Source organism: Streptomyces sp. NPDC015130, from assembly GCF_043080005.1.
In the GTDB taxonomy this organism is placed as follows: Bacteria; Actinomycetota; Actinomycetes; order Streptomycetales; family Streptomycetaceae; genus Streptomyces.
In genome coordinates, this window is sequence record NZ_JBIBVC010000029.1 from 23,833 (window position 1) to 42,600 (window position 18,768).

At 72.1% G+C, this 18,768-nt stretch carries 19 protein-coding genes; 7 read left to right on the forward strand and 12 right to left on the reverse strand.

Annotation, left to right across the window (positions count from 1 at the left end; genetic code table 11):
• Window positions 1-5: 5 nt before the first annotated feature.
• A complete protein-coding gene (gene tyrS, locus ACF08F_RS36580) occupies window positions 6-1,280 on the forward strand; it encodes a tyrosine--tRNA ligase (protein WP_055644273.1) in 1,275 nt (424 codons plus the stop codon).
• A 78-nt stretch (window positions 1,281-1,358) separates the two neighbouring features.
• On the opposite strand, the gene ACF08F_RS36585 is transcribed toward tyrS, so the two are convergent.
• Window positions 1,359-1,634, reverse strand: a complete 276-nt coding sequence (locus ACF08F_RS36585; protein WP_392302869.1) for a GlsB/YeaQ/YmgE family stress response membrane protein — start codon at window positions 1,632-1,634, stop codon at window positions 1,359-1,361.
• 169 nt (window positions 1,635-1,803) lie between these two features.
• Here ACF08F_RS36585 and ACF08F_RS36590 point away from each other — a divergent pair, with 169 nt between their 5' ends.
• Together ACF08F_RS36590 and ACF08F_RS36595 are read left to right on the forward strand one after the other, a co-directional pair.
• Entirely contained in the window at window positions 1,804-2,157 is a 354-nt protein-coding gene (locus ACF08F_RS36590) for a DUF3099 domain-containing protein (RefSeq protein ID WP_392302912.1), read from the forward strand.
• 182 nt (window positions 2,158-2,339) lie between these two features.
• Window positions 2,340-2,558: a hypothetical protein gene (locus ACF08F_RS36595; RefSeq protein ID WP_392302870.1), complete on the forward strand. Its 219-nt coding sequence runs from the start codon at window positions 2,340-2,342 to the stop codon at window positions 2,556-2,558.
• A gap of 18 nt (window positions 2,559-2,576) precedes the next feature.
• Here ACF08F_RS36595 and moaA read toward each other — a convergent pair whose 3' ends face one another.
• From moaA to ACF08F_RS36610, 3 genes are all read right to left on the reverse strand, one after another.
• Window positions 2,577-3,578, reverse strand: coding sequence for a GTP 3',8-cyclase MoaA (gene moaA / locus ACF08F_RS36600; RefSeq protein WP_392302871.1), 1,002 nt, complete (start codon window positions 3,576-3,578; stop codon window positions 2,577-2,579).
• Between the two features lie 166 nt (window positions 3,579-3,744).
• Window positions 3,745-5,385, reverse strand: a complete 1,641-nt coding sequence (locus tag ACF08F_RS36605; RefSeq protein ID WP_392302872.1) for a cation acetate symporter — start codon at window positions 5,383-5,385, stop codon at window positions 3,745-3,747.
• Entirely contained in the window at window positions 5,382-5,756 is a 375-nt protein-coding gene (locus ACF08F_RS36610) for a DUF485 domain-containing protein (protein WP_392302873.1), read from the reverse strand. The genes ACF08F_RS36605 and ACF08F_RS36610 overlap by 4 nt, the downstream gene beginning before the upstream one ends.
• Window positions 5,757-6,029: 273 nt before the next feature.
• Here ACF08F_RS36610 and ACF08F_RS36615 point away from each other — a divergent pair, with 273 nt between their 5' ends.
• Both ACF08F_RS36615 and ACF08F_RS36620 read left to right on the forward strand, forming a co-directional pair.
• On the forward strand, window positions 6,030-7,571 hold the full coding sequence (locus tag ACF08F_RS36615) for a S8 family serine peptidase (protein WP_392302874.1): 1,542 nt from the start codon (window positions 6,030-6,032) through the stop codon (window positions 7,569-7,571).
• A gap of 107 nt (window positions 7,572-7,678) precedes the next feature.
• Complete coding sequence (locus ACF08F_RS36620) at window positions 7,679-9,013, forward strand: CoA transferase (protein ID WP_392302875.1); 1,335 nt, start codon at window positions 7,679-7,681, stop codon at window positions 9,011-9,013.
• Window positions 9,014-9,218: 205 nt separating this feature from the next.
• Here the strand turns inward: ACF08F_RS36620 and ACF08F_RS36625 are convergent, their stop codons facing one another.
• The 8 genes from ACF08F_RS36625 to ACF08F_RS36660 all read right to left on the reverse strand — a co-directional run bounded on the left by ACF08F_RS36625 (window position 9,219) and on the right by ACF08F_RS36660 (window position 16,987).
• Window positions 9,219-10,262 carry a zinc-dependent alcohol dehydrogenase family protein gene (locus tag ACF08F_RS36625; RefSeq protein ID WP_392302876.1) on the reverse strand — a complete coding sequence of 348 codons (1,044 nt, stop codon included), beginning with the start codon at window positions 10,260-10,262 and terminating at the stop codon, window positions 9,219-9,221.
• Between the two features lie 18 nt (window positions 10,263-10,280).
• On the reverse strand, window positions 10,281-10,943 hold the full coding sequence (locus tag ACF08F_RS36630; protein WP_392302877.1) for a lysoplasmalogenase: 663 nt from the start codon (window positions 10,941-10,943) through the stop codon (window positions 10,281-10,283).
• Window positions 10,940-11,821 (reverse strand): sterol desaturase family protein, encoded by an 882-nt coding sequence (locus ACF08F_RS36635; RefSeq protein ID WP_392302878.1) that lies wholly within the window; start codon window positions 11,819-11,821, stop codon window positions 10,940-10,942. The genes ACF08F_RS36630 and ACF08F_RS36635 overlap by 4 nt, the downstream gene beginning before the upstream one ends.
• A 177-nt stretch (window positions 11,822-11,998) precedes the next feature.
• Complete coding sequence (locus ACF08F_RS36640) at window positions 11,999-12,727, reverse strand: VIT family protein (protein WP_392302879.1); 729 nt, start codon at window positions 12,725-12,727, stop codon at window positions 11,999-12,001.
• A 24-nt stretch (window positions 12,728-12,751) separates the two neighbouring features.
• On the reverse strand, window positions 12,752-13,984 hold the full coding sequence (locus ACF08F_RS36645) for an amidohydrolase family protein (protein ID WP_392302880.1): 1,233 nt from the start codon (window positions 13,982-13,984) through the stop codon (window positions 12,752-12,754).
• Window positions 13,985-15,268, reverse strand: a complete 1,284-nt coding sequence (locus tag ACF08F_RS36650) for an amidohydrolase family protein (protein ID WP_392302881.1) — start codon at window positions 15,266-15,268, stop codon at window positions 13,985-13,987. It lies immediately after the preceding gene.
• A gap of 13 nt (window positions 15,269-15,281) precedes the next feature.
• Window positions 15,282-16,190 (reverse strand): SDR family NAD(P)-dependent oxidoreductase, encoded by a 909-nt coding sequence (locus tag ACF08F_RS36655; RefSeq protein ID WP_392302882.1) that lies wholly within the window; start codon window positions 16,188-16,190, stop codon window positions 15,282-15,284.
• Window positions 16,190-16,987 carry an acetoacetate decarboxylase family protein gene (locus ACF08F_RS36660; protein ID WP_392302883.1) on the reverse strand — a complete coding sequence of 266 codons (798 nt, stop codon included), beginning with the start codon at window positions 16,985-16,987 and terminating at the stop codon, window positions 16,190-16,192. The genes ACF08F_RS36655 and ACF08F_RS36660 overlap by 1 nt, the downstream gene beginning before the upstream one ends.
• 107 nt (window positions 16,988-17,094) lie before the next feature.
• Between ACF08F_RS36660 and ACF08F_RS36665 the strand changes: the two genes are divergently transcribed.
• Together ACF08F_RS36665 and ACF08F_RS36670 are read left to right on the forward strand one after the other, a co-directional pair.
• Complete coding sequence (locus tag ACF08F_RS36665; protein WP_392302884.1) at window positions 17,095-17,763, forward strand: TetR/AcrR family transcriptional regulator; 669 nt, start codon at window positions 17,095-17,097, stop codon at window positions 17,761-17,763.
• On the forward strand, window positions 17,760-18,758 hold the full coding sequence (locus ACF08F_RS36670) for a DEDDh family exonuclease (protein WP_392302885.1): 999 nt from the start codon (window positions 17,760-17,762) through the stop codon (window positions 18,756-18,758). Before ACF08F_RS36665 ends, ACF08F_RS36670 begins: the two co-directional genes overlap by 4 nt.
• Window positions 18,759-18,768 lie beyond the last annotated feature (10 nt).

Sequence of the window (18,768 nt, forward strand, 5' to 3'; positions counted from 1 at the left end):
CGGTCGTGACGGACATCGTCGACGAGCTGAAGTGGCGTGGGCTCTTCGCCCAGTCCACCGATGAGGACGCACTGCGCAAGGCTCTCGCGGACGGCCCCGTCACGTTCTATTGCGGTTTCGACCCGACCGCGGCCAGTCTCCACGTCGGCCACCTGGTCCAGGTCCTCACCGTCCGCCGGCTCCAGCAGGCCGGGCACCGGCCACTGGCGCTGGTCGGCGGGGCCACCGGGCAGATCGGTGACCCGCGGCCGACGGCCGAGCGCACCCTGAACGACCCGGAGACGGTCGCGAACTGGGTGAACCGGCTGCGCTCGCAGATCGAGCCCTTCCTCTCCTTCGAGGGGGAGAACGCGGCGGTCATGGTGAACAACCTGGACTGGACCGCCGGTCTCTCGGCGATCGAGTTCCTGCGGGACATCGGCAAGCACTTCCGGGTCAACAAGATGCTGACCAAGGACTCCGTCGCCCGGCGCCTGGAGTCCGAGCAGGGCATCAGCTACACGGAGTTCAGCTACCAGCTGCTCCAGGCCATGGACTTCCTGGAGCTGTACCGCCGCTACGGCTGCGTGCTCCAGCAGGGCGGCTCGGACCAGTGGGGCAACCTGGTGGCCGGTCTCGACCTGATCCACCGCCTGGAGCCGGGCGCGGACGTGCACGCGCTCGCGACGCCGCTGATGGTCAAGGCGGACGGCACCAAGTTCGGCAAGACCGAGGGCGGGGCCGTCTGGCTGGACCCGGAGATGACCACGCCGTACGCGTTCTACCAGTTCTGGCTGAACGTGGACGACCGGGACATCTCGACGTACATGCGGATCCTCTCCTTCAAGTCCCGCGAGGAGCTGGAGGAGCTGGAGGCGCAGACCGCCGAGCGGCCGCAGGCGCGGGCCGCGCAGCGGGCGCTCGCCGAGGAGCTCACCACGCTCGTGCACGGCGCCGAGCAGTGCGCGGCCGTCATCAACGCCTCGAAGGCGCTGTTCGGGCAGGGCGACCTGGCCGAGCTGGACGGGGCGACGCTGGCCGCCGCCCTCTCCGAGCTGCCGCACGCGCGCGTGACCGAGCTCGGCCAGGTCGTGGACCTGTTCACCGAGGTCGGGCTCGCGCCGAGCAAGTCGGGCGCGCGCCGCACGGTGAAGGAGGGCGGGGCCTACGTGAACAACGTGAAGGTCACCGCCGAGGACGCCGAGGTGTCGGCGGACGAGCTGCTGCACGGCCGCTGGCTGGTGCTGCGGCGCGGCAAGAAGAACCTGGCGGCGATCGAGTTCGCCGGCGCGGAGGGCTGAGCGGAACGCCCGTACGCCCGGGAGGCCCGGTGCGGCAGCTGAGCTGCGGCACCGGGCCTCCCGGTTTTCACGCGTGCGTCACGCCCGCTGTCTGTTGCCCTTGATCGAGGCCCAGAGCATGTCGCCCAGTCCGACCACGACGACGGCGCCGATCAGCTGGAGCAGGTGGCGGGTCCAGTCGATGCCCTTGGTGTCCTCGACACCGATCCAGCCCGCGACCGCATTGCCGAGCACGCTGCCGAGAATGCCGAACACGGTCGTCAGCCAGAGCGGGATCTGCTGCTTCCCCGGCAGGATCGCCTTCGCGATCAGGCCGAGGACGAATCCCACGATGATCGCCCACAACCAACTCATCGTCGCCTCCTTTTGCGCACGTGGGCCCAGTCTCGGACCGCCCGCCATACGGCGCATGTCGGACAGCTCCATCCGTGCCCCGGTCTCGTCGGCGCGCAGGGCCGGGCGTACGGTGGAGCGAGGTCCGGACCGGGGAGGGTCCGGCGCGAGCGGCTGGTGGTGGACGGCGATGACGAAGCGCGGCGGAACCGAGGTCTTCCGGATCACGGGGGCCCGTCAGGGGCTCGCCGACGACGTCCGGGGGCGGCAGCGGCGGTACGTCATCTCGATGACCGTGCGAACGCTCTCCGTGATCGCCGCGGCGGTGCTGTGGAACGTCGAGCGGCACGTGGCGATCGTGGCCCTCGCCCTCGGGATCCTGCTCCCCTACATCGCCGTGGTCATCGCCAACGCGGGCCGCGAGTCGGCCCCGTCCCTTCCCTCCACCTTCGTACCGGCTCCGGTGCGTCCCGCGCTCGGCGCGGCAGGGACGGCGGAGGCCGCGGAGGGCACCGGGCCGGAGACACCGTACGGCCGGAACTGATCACGGACAGTGGCCGGAAACCTCAAGAAAAGCTCAGATCAATCATGACGTTCCAGTGCACCGCACCCCATGTGCCGTGACATACTGCCTACGCGCTCCGCATCCCCCGTCGGAGCGACGGACCGATGCCGGGCAGCTCCCCCCGTGGCTGCCCGGCATCGCCCTTGCTGGACAATGATCAGGTGAGCGAAGAGAAGCCGATCTGTTCCGCCAAGGGCTGCCGCGTCGACGCCGTCTGGGTCCTCGCGTGGAACAACCCCAAGCTGCACACGCCCGAGCGGCGCAAGACGTGGCTCGCGTGCGACGAGCACCGCGAGCACCTCTCCCAGTTCCTGGGGGTACGGGGTTTCCTGAAGGACGTCGTCCCGCTGAGCGAGTGGGAGGAGCCGGCCGAGGGCTGAGGCCCTGCGGCCCCGGGGTCAGCCGCCGATCGCCGACATCGGGCGGTCCGGCTGGAGGAAGCTCGGGTCGTCGAGGCCCGAGCCCGCCTTCTTGCCCCACATGGCCTTCTTCCAGAGCTCCGCGACGGCCTCGTCCGCAGCGGGCGACGGCTCCTCGGCGCGCAGCGCGGCCCGCAGGTCCGTCTCCTCGGTGGCGAAGAGGCAGGTGCGCACCTGTCCGTCGGCGGTGAGCCGGGTGCGGTCGCAGGCCCGGCAGAACGGGCGGGTGACCGAGGCGATGACGCCGACCGTGTGCGGTCCGCCGTCGACGACCCAGCGCTCCGCGGGGGCGGAGCCGCGCTCGTCGGCGCCCTCGGCGGTCAGGGTGAAGCGGGTGCGCAGGGACTCCAGGATGTCCCCGGCGGTGATCATGCCGTCGCGCTTCCAGCCGTGCTGGGCGTCGAGCGGCATCTGCTCGATGAAGCGGAGCTCGTAGCCCTCCTCGATCGCCCAGGCGAGCAGGTCGGGGGCCTCGTCGGCGTTGAGCCCGGGCATCAGGACCGCGTTGACCTTCACCGGGGTGAGGCCGGCGTCGCGCGCGGCGGCCATGCCGTCGAGGACGTCGCGGTGGCGGTCGCGCCGGGTGAGGGTCTTGAAGACCTCGGGGCGCAGGGTGTCCAGGGAGACGTTGACCCGGTCGAGGCCGGCGGCCTTGAGGGCGGTGGCCGTGCGCTTGAGTCCGATGCCGTTCGTGGTGAGGGACATGCGGGGGCGCGGCTCCAGGGCGGCGCAGCGCTCGACGATCCCGACGAGGCCGGGGCGGAGCAGCGGCTCGCCGCCGGTGAAGCGGACCTCGGTGACGCCGAGGTCGGTGACGGCGATGCGGATCAGCCGGACGATCTCGTCGTCGGTGAGGAGATCCGGCTTCGCGAGCCACTGGAGGCCCTCTTCCGGCATGCAGTACGTGCAGCGCAGGTTGCACCGGTCGGTGAGCGAGACGCGCAGGTCGGTGGCGACCCTGCCGTAGGTGTCGATGAGCACTGTGGGCCCCCTCCCCGTCTTGCGGATGCGTGTGGTGCCGAGCCTACGTGAGGCCGCCGACAACGAGCAGGGGCAGATTGTCACGGGACCGGCGCGGCCGCGTCGTAGAACCCTACGACGCGGCCGGTGGATCGCTGCTGTACGTGTGCGAGAGGTCGCACTCCGGTCAGTGTCTGACCGCCGCGGCGACGCCGACGCCGGTGAGGGACTTGACCTCGAGCTCGGCGTACTTGCCGGCGTCCGGCTCCTCCTTGGAGAGGAGGGAGCCGAGCCAGCCGAGGAGGAAGCCGAGCGGGATCGAGACGAGGCCGGGGTTCTCCAGCGGGAACCAGTGGAAGTCCACGCCCTTGAACATCGAGGCCGGGCCGCCGGAGACGACCGGTGAGAAGAGGACGAGGACGACGGAGGAGATCAGTCCGCCGTAGATCGACCAGAGCGCGCCCTGGGTGGTGAACCGCTTCCAGAAGAGCGAGTAGAGGATCGTCGGCAGGTTGGCCGAGGCGGCGACCGCGAAGGCGAGGGCGACCAGGCCGGCGACGTTGAGGTCGCGGGCGAGGGCGCCGAGCGCGATCGAGACGATGCCGATGAGGACGGTGGACCAGCGGGCGGCCCGCATCTCCTCCTTCTCGGTGGCCTTGCCGCGCTTGATCACGTTCGCGTAGATGTCGTGCGCGAAGGACGAGGAGGAGGCCAGGGTCAGTCCGGCGACCACGGCGAGGATGGTGGCGAAGGCGACGGCGGAGATCACCGCGAGGAGGATCGCGCCGCCGGTGGAGCCGGCGCCTCCGCCGACCTCCAGGGCGGTGAGCGGGGCCGCCGTGTTGCCCGCCTTGTTGGACGCCGTGATGGTGTCGCCGCTGAGCAGGGCGGCGGCGCCGAAGCCGAGGACGATCGTCATCAGGTAGAAGGCGCCGATGATGCCGATGGCCCAGTTGACCGACTTACGGGCGGCCTTGGCGGTCGGCACCGTGTAGAAGCGGATCAGGATGTGGGGCAGGCCGGCCGTGCCGAGGACGAGCGCGATGCCGAGGGAGAGGAAGTCCAGCTTCGACAGGGCGGTGGCCCCGTACTTGAGGCCGGGGTCCAGGAAGGCGTCGCCCTTGCCGCTGTTGGTGGCGGCGGCGCCGAGCAGCTCGGAGATGTTGAAGTTGAACTTGAGGAGGATGAGGAAGGTGATCAGGAGGGTGCCGGCGATGAGCAGGACGGCCTTGACCATCTGCACCCAGGTGGTGCCCTTCATGCCGCCGATGGTCACGTACACGATCATCAGGACGCCCACGAGGGCGACGATCGCGATCTTGCCGCCGTCGCTGGTGATGCCGAGCAGCAGCGAGACGAGCACGCCCGCGCCCGCCATCTGCGCGAGCAGGTAGAAGATCGAGACGACGATGGTGGAGGTGCCGGCGGCGGTCCTGACGGGGCGCTGGCGCATCCGGTAGGCGAGGACGTCGCCCATCGTGAACCGGCCGGAGTTGCGCAGGGGCTCGGCGACCAGGAGCAGGGCGACGAGCCAGGCGACGAGGAAGCCGATGGAGTAGAGGAAGCCGTCGTAGCCGTAGAGGGCGATGGCGCCGCTGATGCCGAGGAAGGACGCGGCGGACATGTAGTCGCCGGAGATCGCGAGGCCGTTCTGGAAGCCGGTGAACTGGCCTCCGCCGGCGTAGAAGTCGGCGGTGCTGCGGGTCTGGCGGCCGGCCCAGACGGTGATGACCAGGGTGGCGACGACGAAGGCGCCGAAGAGGGCGATGATCAGGGGCCGGTGCTCGCTGGTGGCGTTGCCCGCCGCGAGCAGGACGGTGGAGCTCATGCGTCGCCCTCCATACGGTTCCGGATCGCCTCGGCGCGGGGGTCCAGGCGGTTCGCGGCGTGCCGCGAGTAGAGCCAGGCGATGAGGAAGGTGGTCAGGAACTGGCCGAGGCCCAGGACCAGCGCCACGTTGATGTTGCCGAAGAGCCTGGTGCTCATGAAGTCGCCCGCGTAGTTGGAAAGCAGCACGTAGAGCAGGTACCAGGCGATGAAGGCGAGGGTCAGGGGGAAGGCGAAGGAACGGTACGTCCGGCGCAGTTCGCCGAACTCCCCGCCCTCCTGCACCTCGACGAACTGCTCCGTCGTGGGCGGCACGTGACCGTGCTCGGTCTCCGTTCCGTTTCTGGGCGGCGGCGGTGCTTCGGTAGCCACGGAATCTCCTCGTGACGCGGGGGCGGACGACATGCTCAAGGGGGCCTCACCGGGGGTGCGGGAACGGGGGCACCGATCGGAGCCCCTCCCCTGTCCAACGGCACGGAGCCGGATGCGAAGTGGTTCACACGAGGGATTTATTCGCACAGATCTTCATGAAGTCTTCTCAACTCATTGAAGAGGCAGGAAGATCAGCGATAGCTTCACTCGTCATGCACCTGTCCGCGCGTAAACCCGCGCGTGGGCAGTACATACGGATGATGTGGAGAACCCATGGCTCATCTGGGATCGAGGCGCAGCCGAGCTCTTGCTCTGCCTGCCGGTCTCGCGCTCACGGCCTCGCTCGGCTTCCTTCCCTCCGGCGCCGCCTCCGCCGCGGAGCTGAGTGACGCTCCCGCGGCCTCCGTCGCCGCGACGAACGGGCCGAAGCTCTCGTACGTCGTCAACATCGCGGGTGGCCACTGGACCGCCGCCTCGGTGAAGAAGGCGATCGCCGCCGCCGGCGGAGAGGTCGTCATCTCGTACGACAAGATAGGCGTGATAGTCGTCCACTCGCAGAACCCCGAGTTCGCGAAGACGATCCGTCAGGCGCGTGGCGTGGTGTCCGCCGGTTCGACCCGTACCGCCCCGCTCTCCGTCCAGACCGACACCTCGGTCGACGAGGGCGCCCAGACGCTGTCCGCGGCCGAGGCCAAGGCCGCCGCGGCCAAGGCGACGGACGAGCAGGACCCGCTGGAGCCCCTGCAGTGGGACCTGCCCGCCATCAAGGCGGACAAGGCCCACCAGAAGACGCTGGGCAGCAAGCGCGTCACCGTCGCCGTCATCGACACGGGCGTCGACGACACCCACCCGGACCTGGCGCCGAACTTCGACGTCAAGGCCTCCGCCAACTGCGTGACCGGCAAGCCGGACACCACCGCCGGCTCGTGGCGTCCGAACCCGGGCGAGAGCGACCACGGCACGCACGTCGCCGGCACGATCGCCGCCGCCAAGAACGGCATCGGCATGACCGGTGTCGCCCCGGGCGTCAAGGTCTCCGGCATCAAGGTGTCGACCCCGGACGGCTTCTTCTACACCGAGGCCGTGGTCTGCGGCTTCATGTGGGCGGCCGAGCAGGGCGTCGAGATCACGAACAACAGCTACTACACCGACCCGTGGATGTTCGCCTGCAAGAACGACGAGGACCAGAAGGCCCTCATCGAGGCGGTCACCCGGGCCACCCGGTACGCGGAGAAGAAGGGCACGGTCAACGTCGCCGCGGCCGGCAACTCCAAGTTCGACCTGGCTGCCGACGAGATCCTCGACAACAGCAGCCCGAACGACACCACCCCCGGCGACCGGGTCATCGACCCGAAGGAGTGCCTGGACTACCCGGCGATGCTGCCGGGTGTCGTCACGGTCTCCGCGACCGGAGCCAAGGACCTCAAGGCGTCCTACTCCAACTACGGTCTCGGCGTGATCGACGTCTCCGCCCCCGGCGGTGACCGCACCGAGTACCAGACCCCGGACGCCCCGGCGGTCAACGGCCGCATCCTGTCGACCACGGTCAACGGCGGCTACAACTACAAGGCCGGCACGTCGATGGCCTCGCCGCACGCGGCGGGCGTCCTCGCGCTGATCAAGTCGACGCACCCCTACGCGAGCCCGGCGGCCCTCAAGGCGCTGCTGTACGCGCAGGCCGACGACCGCGCCTGCACCAACCCGTACGACATCGAGGGCGACGGCAAGATCGACGCCGTCTGCGAGGGTGGCAAGAACAAGAACGGCTTCTACGGGGCCGGTCTGATCGACGCGCTGGACGCTGTCCGCCGCTGATGATCTGCGAGGGGCCCCGGTGCGGTGTGCCGCGCCGGGGCCCTTTCGCATGCCCTTCCCCGGAGGCAGGTGGCACTGAGTGCCACCTGTCGTGTCATAGTGCCGTCATGGACAACACACCTCGTTCCGGTACGGAGTTGCTGTGGGCGGCCCTGGGCGGCGATCCCGCCCTGGTCGACCGCGTGGAGTACGGCGGGACCTCCGGGCTGCTGCCCGCGCGGCTGCCCGTGATGGACCTGGCCCGGGCCGCGGTCGCGGTCTGCTCGCTCGCCGCCGTGGAGCACGCGGGGCTGCCGGGGCCGGTGCGGGTGGACGACGGGGCCGTCGCCACCGCCTTCGTGAGCGAACGGCACCTGCGGGTCGACGGGCGGGCGCCGGTGAGCTTCGCGCCGCTGTCGCGGTTCTGGCGGGCGGCGGACGGGTGGGTCCGTACCCACGCCAACTATCCGCACCACCGGGCCGCGTTGCTGGCGGCGCTGGGCGTCCCCGACACCGGCCCGGACTCCGGCTCGGACCCCGGCTCCGGCCTCGTCGGGGTGGTGGCCCGGGCGATCGGCGAGCGGAGGGCCGTCGAGGTCGAGAACGCGGTGTACGCGGCCGGGGGCCTGGCCGTCGCCCTGCGCACGCCCGCGGAGTGGGCGGAGCACCCGCAGGGCCGGGAGGTGGCGGCCCGGCCGCTGCTGACCCGGGAGCGGCTCGACGAGGCCCCGCCGCGGCGCCGTTCGGGTCCGCTGCGGGTGCTCGATCTGACCCGGGTGATCGCCGGCCCCGTCGCGACGCGGACGCTGGCGCTGCTCGGGGCGGACGTGCTGCGGATCGACCCGCCGGGCAACCCGGAACTGCCGGACCAGCACGCGGACACGAACGTCGGCAAGCGGACCGCCGCCCTCGACCTGGAGCGGCCGTCGGACCGGCGGACCTTCGACGAACTCCTGGACGCGGCGGACGTGCTGGTCACCGGCTACCGGCCGGGGGCGCTCGACCGGTTCGGCCTCGACCGGCCGGGCCTGGTGACCGCGCGGCTGTCGGCCTGGGGCGACTACGGCCCGTGGGGCGAGCGGCGCGGCTTCGACTCCCTGGTGCAGGTGGCGACGGGCATCGCCGTGACCGAGGGCTCGGCGGAGGAGCCGGGGGCGCTCCCGGCGCAGGCCCTGGACCACGGGACCGGGTATCTGCTCGCGGCGGCGGTGCTGCGGTCGCTGACGGAGCAGCGGGCGGAGGGCGGAGGGCGGCTCGTACGGCTCGCCCTCGCCCAGACGGGCCACTGGCTGACGCACGCGCTGCCGCGGTACGAGCCCGGGCGGTACGTCGGCGAGTCGGACGGCCCGCTGGGGCGGCTGCGGTACGCGCTGTCGCCGGTGTCGTACGAGGGCGCCCCGGCGGACTGGTCCCGGCCCCCGGGCGTCGCGGGGGCGGACGCACCGGGGTGGCCGGGGGTCTGACGGGGGCACGCCGTACTGAGCCGGTCTCAGGCGGTACGGGCTGGGCGGGGCCGGGAGACGGGTTCCCGGCAACGGGGCGTGTGCCCACCCGTCCCGCCCTGCGGGACGACTGCCCACACGGGTAGCGGGCGACGGGTCACCGGCGGGCACGGGGTGGGCACGCGCGTGCCGCTCACGCGGGCGATGGGGCGGGCCCCTGCCGCGGTTACGGCTTGACCAGGACCTTGAGGGCCGTGCGGTCGTCCATGGACTTGTAGCCGGCGGGGACGCCGGCCAAGTCGACCGTCAGGTCGAAGACCGGGGACGGGTCGATCGTGCCGGCGAGGACGTCCGGGAGGAGTTCCGGGATGTAGGCGCGGACCGGGGCGACACCGCCGCGCAGGGCGATGTTGCGGTCGAACATGACCGAGAGGTCGAGGCCCGTGCCGCTGCCGTGGGGGACGCCCACGTAGCCGATGGAGCCGCCGTCGCGCGTGACGGCCACCGCGGTGCGCATGGACTGCTCGGTGCCGACGGCCTCGATCACGCCGTGGGCGCCCTGGCCGCCGGTGAGTTCGCGGACGGCGGCCTCGGCGGCCTCCCCGCGCTCGGCGACGACGTCGGTGGCGCCGAAGGCGCGGGCGATGTCCGTGCGGGCGGTGTGGCGGCCGAGGGCGATGATCCGCTCGGCGCCGAGGCGCTTGGCGGCGAGGACCCCGCAGAGGCCGACGGCGCCGTCGCCGACGACCGCGACGGTGGAACCGGGCCGTACGCCCGCGCCGAGGGCGGCGTGGTGGCCGGTGCCCAGGACGTCGGAGAGGGCGAGCAGGGCGGTCAGCAGGCGGTCGTCGGAGGCGGCCTCGGCGGGGAGCTTGACGAGGGTGCCGTCGGCGAAGGGGACGCGGACGGCCTCGCCCTGGCCGCCGTCGGAGCCGACCGAGCCCCAGAAGCCGCCGCGGGGGCAGGACGTCTGGAGGCCCTCGGCGCAGTACTCGCAGGTGCCGTCGGACCAGACGAAGGGCGCGACGACGAGGTCACCGGCGGCGAAGCCGGTGACCTCGGAGCCGGCCGCCTCGACGATGCCGAGGAACTCGTGGCCGATGCGCTGGCCGGGCTGCCGGGCGGACTCGCCCCGGTAGGCCCACAGGTCGCTTCCGCAGATGCAGGCGCGCAGCACCCGCAGGACGACGTCGGTGGGGTCCTGGATCACCGGGTCGGGCACGTCCTCCACGCGCATGTCGAACGGGGCGTGGATGGTGGTGGCGCGCATGGGCGGCGGTCCTTGCTGTCAGACGGTTGTACGACGTTCACCGTACATCGCGGCGAGCACTCCCCTCGTCAGCAGGTACTGCGCCGCGATGTAGGTCAGCATGACCCAGAAGTCGGGCGTCGGCAGCTGGGGCCACTCGGCGATGCCCGTGGCGATGAGGGTGTCGGACAGCAGGAACAGGGCGCCGCCGAGGCCGGCGAGGAGCCCGAGGGCGCTCGCGCGGTAGGCCGTCGCGGTGAGCAGCAGCGAGTACCCGGCGACGGGGATCCGCAGCTCGGCGGGGAGGTCGGGCCAGAGGAGCACGACGGTGGTGAGCAGCGCGGCCGCGTATCCGGCGCCGAGGAGCGGTGACGTACGTCTCCGCCCGAAGTGGAGCAGGTAGCAGACGTGTCCGGCCGCGAAGCAGCCCATCCCGACGAGGAAGGCCCAGTCGGCGTCGGAGAGCAGGAAGACGTCGCCGCCCCAGCCGAGGAGGAGCGCGGCGCTCAGGGGCTTCGGGGCGCCCCGGGTGACCGCGTACGCGGCGAGCAGGGGCATCAGGAGCGGCTTGGCGAGCTGGTGGCCGAGCTCGGCGCCCGCCAGGAGCGAGCCCAGGTCGACGGCGGCGGCGAGGCCGAAGGCGGCGAGCAGCGCCCGGGAGGGGAGTGCGAGGGGCCGGACGGCCGTGGTGTCGGTGCTCACGCGGCCGCCTCCGGTGCCGTACCGGTCCGCGGGGAGGGCTCCGGCGCGGGTTCCGGTTGCCAGCCCGGGCCGCGGAGGATCCGGCCGGCCCGCTCGCGCCAGTCGCGTGCGGAGCGGACGTCGCGGGCGATGGCGGCGTACTCGTGGGTGGCGACGCGCAGGGGGTTGTACGTCTCGATGTTCTTGGTGAGCCCGTAGACGGGCCGGTCGGTCTCGCCGACCCAGGAGCCGAACATCCGGTCCCAGACGATGAGGATCCCGCCGAAGTTCCGGTCCAGGTAGCCGCCCTGGGAGGCGTGGTGGACGCGGTGGTGGGACGGGGTGTTGAGGACGTACTCGAAGGGGCGCGGCAGCTTGCCGATCCGCTCGGTGTGGATCCAGAACTGGTAGACGAGGTTCACCGAGGAGCAGAAGGCGAGCGCGGCCGGGTGGACGCCGAGCGCGATCATGGGCAGATAGAACGGCCAGGAGGTGAAGCCGGTCCAGGGCTGGCGCAGGGCGGTGGAGAGGTTGAACCTGCGGCTGCTGTGGTGCACCACGTGACTGGCCCAGAGGACGCGGATGACGTGGTGCCCGCGGTGCGACCAGTAGTAGAAGAAGTCCTGGGCGAGCAGCATCAGCGGGATCGTCCACCACAGGACGGGCACGCGGAGCGGGGTGAGCTCGTGGACGGCGGCGTAGACCGCGACGATCGGGATCTTCCACACGAGGTCGACGAAGAGGCTCCCGAGCCCCATGCCGATGCTGGTGGCGGCGTCCTTGGCCTCGTACCCGGCGGCGTCGCCGTCGGGGCGGAGCCGGTAGCTGACCATCTCGACGACGGTGAGCAGGACGAACGCCGGTATGGACCAGAGCACGACATCGGGCAGGTTCGGCATGCCGATGACGGTAGGGCTGAGGGTCGGGGTGCGGATAGACGTGATTACCGACAAGTATGCGAGACGACTTGTCAGTAAGCCTTGGCACCTTCCGACAAGGAGACCTGGGACGCCTAGGGCGTGTTGCGAAAGTAGCGCCGGCCGCCCGTCGGGCAGGCGGGACTTTCGCAACACGCCCTAGACGCCCGTCGCTCCCAGCAACGAACCCGCGCCGTAGGTGACCGCCATCGCCAGCGCGCCGCCCGCCACGTTGCGGAGGACGGCGCGGCCGGCGGGGGCCTCGCCCAGGCGGGCGCTCCACCAGCCGGTGAGGGTCAGGGCCGCGAGGACGGAGACGACCGTGACCCAGAGGCGGGCGGAGGCGGGGGGAAGGACGATCGCGAGGAGGGGCAGCAGGGCGCCGACGGTGAAGGCGAGGAAGCTCGCGGCGGCCGCGTGCCAGGGGATCGTGAGCTGATCCGGGTCGATGCCCAGCTCCACGCGCGCGTGGGCGCGCAGGGCGTCGCGTTCGGTGAGCTGTACGGCGGCCTCGCGGGCCACGTCGTCGGAGAGGCCGCGGGCGGCCAGGAGACCGGTCAGTTCGGCGAGTTCCGCCTCCGGGTCCTCGCGCAGCTCGCGCTTCTCCTGGGCGAGGGCGGCCTCCTCGGAGTCGCGCTGGGTGGAGACCGAGACGTACTCCCCCGCCGCCATCGACATCGATCCGGCGAGCAGTCCCGCGAGACCGGCGGTGAGCAGCGCCGCCTGGGACTCGGTGGCCCCCGCGACGCCCACGACGAGGCCGGCGGTGGAGACGACCCCGTCGTTGGCTCCGAGCACGGCGGCCCGGAGCCAGTTCAGACGGGAGCCGAGGCCTCCGCCGTGGGCCGCGTGTGCGGAGGCTTCGGTGTCCTCGGGTGCGTCGGTCACGTCAGGAGGGTCGCACCCGGCGGGTCACCAGACGCGGACCGACCCGCCCGGTGCGAAGGCCGGGCTCGTGGCCCCCGCCGGCACCTCCTTCAGCGGTTCGGCGATCTCCGCGACGGTCGGGCCGTGGACGGCGGCGAGCCGGTCGAGGAGGGCGAGGTCGAAGCCGTAGACGCGGGCGGCGTTGCCCCCGACCATGGCGGCCACCTCCTCCCGGGGAAGTCCCGCGTAGGCGATGCGGAGGCCCTCACGGGAGTACGGGGTGGTTCCCTCGTCGTGCGGGTAGTCGGTGCCCCACATGATCTTGTCCAGGCCGATCCGCCCGCGCAGCGGCACCTCGTGGGGGCGCATGAAGCTCGCGCCGACGAAGCAGTTGTCGCGCCAGACCTCGCTGGGGCCCTTGCCCATGGACTCCGCGAGCCCCGCGCCGAACTTGGACTCGGCGGTGGAGGCCTTCGTCGCGGCCGACACCAGACGCCCGTGGTAGTAGTCCAGCATGTCGAGCACGCCCGGGATCCAGCCCGAGCCCTGCTCGGTCAGGACCAGCTTGAGCCCCGGGTGGCGCCGGAACGCGCCGCCGAAGACCAGGTGCCACAGGGCCCGGTGGGAGAACCACGTCGTCTCCACCATGAAGACGGCGCGGGCCGCCGGCTCCTCCCCGAGCGGCGGCGACGCCGACCCGCCGTGGTGGTTGACCGGCACGTCCAGCTCCGCGCAGACCGCCCAGATCGGGTCGTACGTCTCCGAGTACAGCTCCGGGACGGGCGAGCCCGGCGGGACGCCGGGGAGCAGGATGCCCCCGGTGAGCCCGGCCTCGCGGGTGCGGCGGATCTCCGCGACCGCCGCGTCGACGTCGTTGAGGAGGATCTGCGCCACGCCCGCCCTGCGCCCCGGCGCGTCCGCGCAGAAGTCGGCCAGCCAGCGGTTGTGCGCCTGGAGCCCGGCCCAGCGCTGCTCGTACTCGGCGCGGGTGGGCGGCTGCGCCATCAGCGAGGCCTTGGGGAAGAAGGGCGGGATGGTGTTGGGGAAGACGACCTCGGCGACGACGCCGTCCTCCTCCAGCTCGCGCAGCCGGCGCCGCGAGTTCCAGTTGCGGTCGGCGGTGTCGGCGAGGAGGTCCTCGTACGGGTTGACGTACGTCGCCGCCCAGGCGTCGAAGTCGTCGTGGTGCTTCTTCTCCAGGTACGGCCGGTAGTCCAGCAGGTCGGCGCCGGCGTGGCAGTCGGCCGAGATGACGGTGTACCTGTCCTGGTCGTCCATTCAGTTCGCCCCCAGCACCGGGAAGTCGTGGTCCGTCAGCCAGTGGCGGCCGACCTCGCGGGAGCGGGCCCAGGAGGCCTCGACGGCCGCCTGGTCGGCCGGCTGGCCGAGCTCGGCGGGGGTGGGGCCGATCCGGCGGGCGATCGGTTCGAGGGCGGCCAGGTCAAAGCCGAAGACCTCCGCCGCCGCGAGCCCCAGCATCCGCCGGGTCTCCGCCACCGGGATGTCGTGGAAGGTGTTCCGCAGCCACGCGCGCGTGGCGGGCCAGGTCCCCTCCGGGTGCGGGAAGTCCGAGCCCCACAGGATGTTGTCGACGCCGATCTCGTACCGCTGGGCGAGCTCGCGCCGCTTGGTGTTGGTCGCGCAGACGAAGACCTGCCGGTCGAGGTACTCGCTCGGCGGTCGCCTCAGCTCGGCGAACGGGGACAGCTTCTTTCCGCCGTGCGCGCCGAGGTAGAGCCGGTCCATGAACCAGAGCAGGTTCGGCAGCCACCAGCAGCCGGACTCGGCGACGCCGAAGCGCAGGCCGGGGTGGCGCTCGAAGACCCCGGACCAGAGGAGGAACCAGAGCGGCCTGGCCGGCCAGAAGGTGACCTCGGAGACGTAGATCCCGAGGTGGTCGCCGTACTCCTCGCGGGGCGCGGCGCCGGAGTGGGTGACGACCGGCATGCCGGTCTCGGCGGCGGCCGCCCACACCGGGTCGTACCGCCGGTCGTGGTACGGGGCCTTGTCGACCCACATGGAGGGGATCATGAGCGCGCCCAGTCCGGACTCCCTGGCCCGGTGGATCTCGGCGACGACCTCGACGGGGTCGGCTGTGACGGGGAGCAGCGCCACCCCGCAGTGCCGCTCGGGGTTCTGTCCGACGAACTCGGCGAGCCAGCGGTTGTGCGCCTTCGCGCCCGCCATGCCGAGCACCGGGTCCTGGTCGCCGGAGAGGCCGAGGCCGACGCCGAAGGGGGCGGCGGTCTGGCTGTCGACGGCGTCCGCGTCGGGGAAGACGACCTCGGCTGCGACCCCGTCCCCGTCGAGCTCCTTGAGCCGCTGGGCGGTGTCCCAGCCGCCGCGCAGGCCCTCCTCGTTGTCGTGGAACCACTTGTCGGCGAAGGCCTCGTTGCGCACGCCGAGGCGGGTCATCGCCTCGCGGCGCGCGTCGCGGCCGGCGAGGAACTCGTCGAAGGCGCGGTGGTGGCGGGACTCCAGATAGGGCCGGTACTGCTCGGTGGGCAGTCCGGCGTGACAGTCGGAGGAGATGATCAGATACGGATCCTCGTACGTCGTCATGGCGGTACGCCCCTCAGTCTCGGTCTCGGTCCGGGTCGCGGTCGAGGATGAAGCTCTCCAGGTACGACGGGTTGGCGCGGTCGAGCATCGACCGCGAGCGCGCCCGGATCTGGCCGTCGCTGTGCCCGCTCTCCGGCAGCATCCAGAACCGGTCGGCGCGGATGCCCTCGACGACCAGCTCGGCGACGTCCTCCACCGGGGTGAAGGCGATCTCCTGCCCGGCCTCCTTCATCGCGGCCTCCCACTGGTCGAGGCTGCGGTACGGGGTCCTGCGCGGCCGCTCCTTCGCGAAGCGCTCGGGCCGGTTGCGGTGCGACTCCCACAGGCCGGTCCGGAGCATGTGCGGGCCGGGGAAGAGCACGGAGGCGCCCACGCGCGCGTGCTCGGCGCGGAGATGGGCGTAGAGCGACTCCGTCATGGTGACGACGGCCGCCTTGGTGACCGCGTACACGGAGGCTGTGGGCAGCGGGGCGATACCGCCGTCGGCGGAGGAGGTGTTGACGACGTGGCCGGGCTCGCCGCTCGCGATCATGCGCGGGAGGAAGGCCTGGATGCCGTGGAAGACGCCCCAGACGTTGACGGAGAACGCCCACTTCCAGTCGTTCGGCTCGTGCTCCCACATCCGGCCCTCGGCGCCGGAGCCGACGCCGGCGTTGTTGCAGAGGACGTGGACGGCGCCGAAGGTCTCGTACGCCGCGTCCGCGAAGGCCCGGACCTCGTCGGGGTCGGAGACGTCGACCGTCCGGGCGAGGATCTGCGCCCCGCCCGCCATCAGCTCGTCGGCGGCCTCCGCGAGGGCGCCCGGCTCGACGTCCCCGAGGACGACGGACATCCCCTCGGCGGCGAAGCGGCGGGCCATGGCGAGCCCGATGCCGCTCGCCGCGCCCGTGACGACGGCGACCTGTCCCGCGCGCAGCTCCATCAGGCACTTCCTTCCGGGGGGCCGTCGAGGATCTGCTGCGGGTCGTCGTACCGCTGGTGGACGTAGGGCAGCAGCGCCTGGGCGGAGACGCGTTCGGCGACCGTGCCCCGCTGGTCGGTGGTCTTCTCGCCGATCGTGATCTCGACGAGCCGCCGGACGGGCAGGTCGGCCACCGGGTCGTACATGGACTCGCGCAGGACCACGTCACCGGTGATCCGCTCCAGCTTCCGCACCTTCTCGTTGCGGACGCAGTGGACGAGGACCGGGTCGGCGTCGAAGCCGGTGCCGTCGACGCCCGGCAGGAACTTGAAGTAGAAGTCGGTCTTCTCGACGGGCTCCGGCAGCGGCAGCGGGCCGGAGACCGCGCCGCGCACCTCGACGAAGGCGATGCCGTGCCGGGCGAGGGCCGCGCGCACGACGAGCCCGTCGCGCTCGACCGTGACCTCGCCCAGTTTCTTCGGTTCGCCGAAGACCTCGCGCCCGCCGATCAGGGCGCGCTCGTGGGTCATCGGCATGACCAGCGGGTACCAGCCCTCGCGGTCGCCGTGGGCGGCGGCCACCGCCACGGAGCCGGCGCCCAGGGGGTAGCCGGGCAGGTCGACCTGGCTGATGTTGACGCGGACGAGCGGACGCGAGGTGGGTTTCAGCGGGGGCGGCAGGATCGCCGCGACGACGTCGGGGTCGGTCTCCCAGACGGCGACCACTCCGGTCGACCAGATGTCGGGGAGCTTCGCGCTCTTCGTGCGCGCCGCCGCGATCTCGGCGTCGGTGCGGGCTCCGTACCGTACTCGTGCCATGACGTACCACCCTTGGGGAAGGTCCTCCGGACAGTCGGCCTGTAACACAGTTACACCGTCACCGATGAAGGGTAAAGACCCGTGCACGCCAAGGAGTTGGGGGAGCGATGGCACGCTCGGCGCTGAGCCGCGAGGAAGTCCTGGACACCGCGGCCGCCCTGGTGAGGGAGCACGGTCCGGCCGCCCTGACCATGCGCAGGCTCGCCGCCGAGCTGGGCACGGCGGTCACCTCGATCTACTGGCACGTGGGCAACCGCGAGTCGCTCCTCGACGCGCTCGTCAGCCGCACCGTCACCGACCTCGGCACGATCCGCCCGCGCGGGACGACCCCCGCCGAGCGGATCGTCTCGGTCGCCCGCTCGCTCCGGCGCGCCCTGCGCGAGCGCCCGCACCTGGTGGCGATGGTCCACGAACGGGGCCTGACGGAGCGGATGTTCCTACCGGCCCAGCGCGCCCTGGCCCACGAGGCCCACGCGGCCGGGTTGCGCGGGGCGCACGCGGCGCGGGCCGTCCGCGCGCTGCAGTTCCAGGTCGTCGGCTACGTCCTGGTGGAGCGCAACCGCGAGCGGGCGCCCGCCCAGTCCCCCGCCGAGGAGGAGCTGTGGCGCGCGGAGACGGCCGGGTCGGACGCCGAGCTGGCCCGCGCCCTGGCCGCGCCGATCGACACCGACGCGCTCTTCGTCGACTCGGTGCGGGCCCTGGTGGACGGTCTGCTCGCGGGGGCCTCCGGGGACACCGGGGACGGCACTGTCGGTCGCGGGCCGTATTCTCATTGACCATGCTCGACGACCGTACGACAGCAGCGACGTGGCCGGCCGCCTACCCACAGGGGTACGCGGTCGTCGACGTGGAGACCACCGGACTCGCCCGCGACGACCGGATAGTGTCGGCTGCCGTCTACCGGCTGGACGCCCAGGGGAACGTCGAGGACCACTGGTACACGCTCGTCAACCCCGAGCGCGACCCCGGTCCCGTCTGGATCCACGGGCTGACCAGCGACGTCCTGGCGGGCGCGCCGCTCTTCCCGGAGATCGCGGCGGAGTTCGCGGCCCGGCTCGACGGCCGGGTCCTCGTCGCGCACAACGCGATGTTCGACTGGCAGATGATCGCCAGGGAGTACGCGCGCGCCGAGCGGACCGCGCCCGTGCGGCAGCGCCTGTGCACGATCGCGCTCGCCAAGGAGCTGGCGCTGCCGCTGCCCAACCACAAGCTGGCGACGCTCGCCGAGCACTTCGGCGTCGTCCAGCAGCGCGCGCACAACGCGCTGGACGACGCGCGGGTCCTCGCCGAGGCGTTCCGGCCGAGCCTGCACGCGGCGGCCGAGCGGAACGTCCGGCTGCCGCTCCTGGAATGCCGGCCGCTGACGGAGTGGGCCGGGGCCCCGGCGCAGCCCCGGATCGGTCACCAGGGTTCGTACGGGGCGACGTCCTCGTCCGCGTACCGCATGAACTCCTGGCGCCCCTCCCGGAAGCGTCCCGCCTGCCCGTACCCCAACCCCGGCCGGTACGAGACGGACCGGCCGCTCAAGCAGGGCATGCGGGTGGCCTTCTCCGGCGACACCTCCGTCGACCGGGAGCTCCTGGAGGACCGCACGGTCGAGGCGGGGCTCCATGTCGCGACCAGCGTGTCCCGGCTGACGAGCCTGCTCGTCACGAACGACCCTGACGCGCCCACCTCCAAGACGCTGAAGGCGAAGTCCTTCGGCACGCCGGTCGTCGACGAGGCGGCCTACACGCAGCTGCTGCGGGACGTGGCCCCGGCAGACGGGTGACGCGCGGGGT

Coding starts and splice junctions, on each gene's coding strand:
- ACF08F_RS36660 (WP_392302883.1), bottom strand. CDS start 16,987: ATGGCACGAGTACGGTACGGAGCCCGCACCGACGCCGAGATCGCGGCG.
- ACF08F_RS36590 (WP_392302912.1), top strand. CDS start 1,804: ATGACGAAGCGCGGCGGAACCGAGGTCTTCCGGATCACGGGGGCCCGT.
- ACF08F_RS36635 (WP_392302878.1), bottom strand. CDS start 11,821: ATGCCGAACCTGCCCGATGTCGTGCTCTGGTCCATACCGGCGTTCGTC.
- ACF08F_RS36605 (WP_392302872.1), bottom strand. CDS start 5,385: ATGAGCTCCACCGTCCTGCTCGCGGCGGGCAACGCCACCAGCGAGCAC.
- ACF08F_RS36615 (WP_392302874.1), top strand. CDS start 6,030: ATGGCTCATCTGGGATCGAGGCGCAGCCGAGCTCTTGCTCTGCCTGCC.
- ACF08F_RS36655 (WP_392302882.1), bottom strand. CDS start 16,190: ATGGAGCTGCGCGCGGGACAGGTCGCCGTCGTCACGGGCGCGGCGAGC.
- ACF08F_RS36625 (WP_392302876.1), bottom strand. CDS start 10,262: ATGCGCGCCACCACCATCCACGCCCCGTTCGACATGCGCGTGGAGGAC.
- ACF08F_RS36645 (WP_392302880.1), bottom strand. CDS start 13,984: ATGGACGACCAGGACAGGTACACCGTCATCTCGGCCGACTGCCACGCC.
- ACF08F_RS36620 (WP_392302875.1), top strand. CDS start 7,679: ATGGACAACACACCTCGTTCCGGTACGGAGTTGCTGTGGGCGGCCCTG.
- ACF08F_RS36650 (WP_392302881.1), bottom strand. CDS start 15,268: ATGACGACGTACGAGGATCCGTATCTGATCATCTCCTCCGACTGTCAC.
- ACF08F_RS36665 (WP_392302884.1), top strand. CDS start 17,095: ATGGCACGCTCGGCGCTGAGCCGCGAGGAAGTCCTGGACACCGCGGCC.
- ACF08F_RS36585 (WP_392302869.1), bottom strand. CDS start 1,634: ATGAGTTGGTTGTGGGCGATCATCGTGGGATTCGTCCTCGGCCTGATC.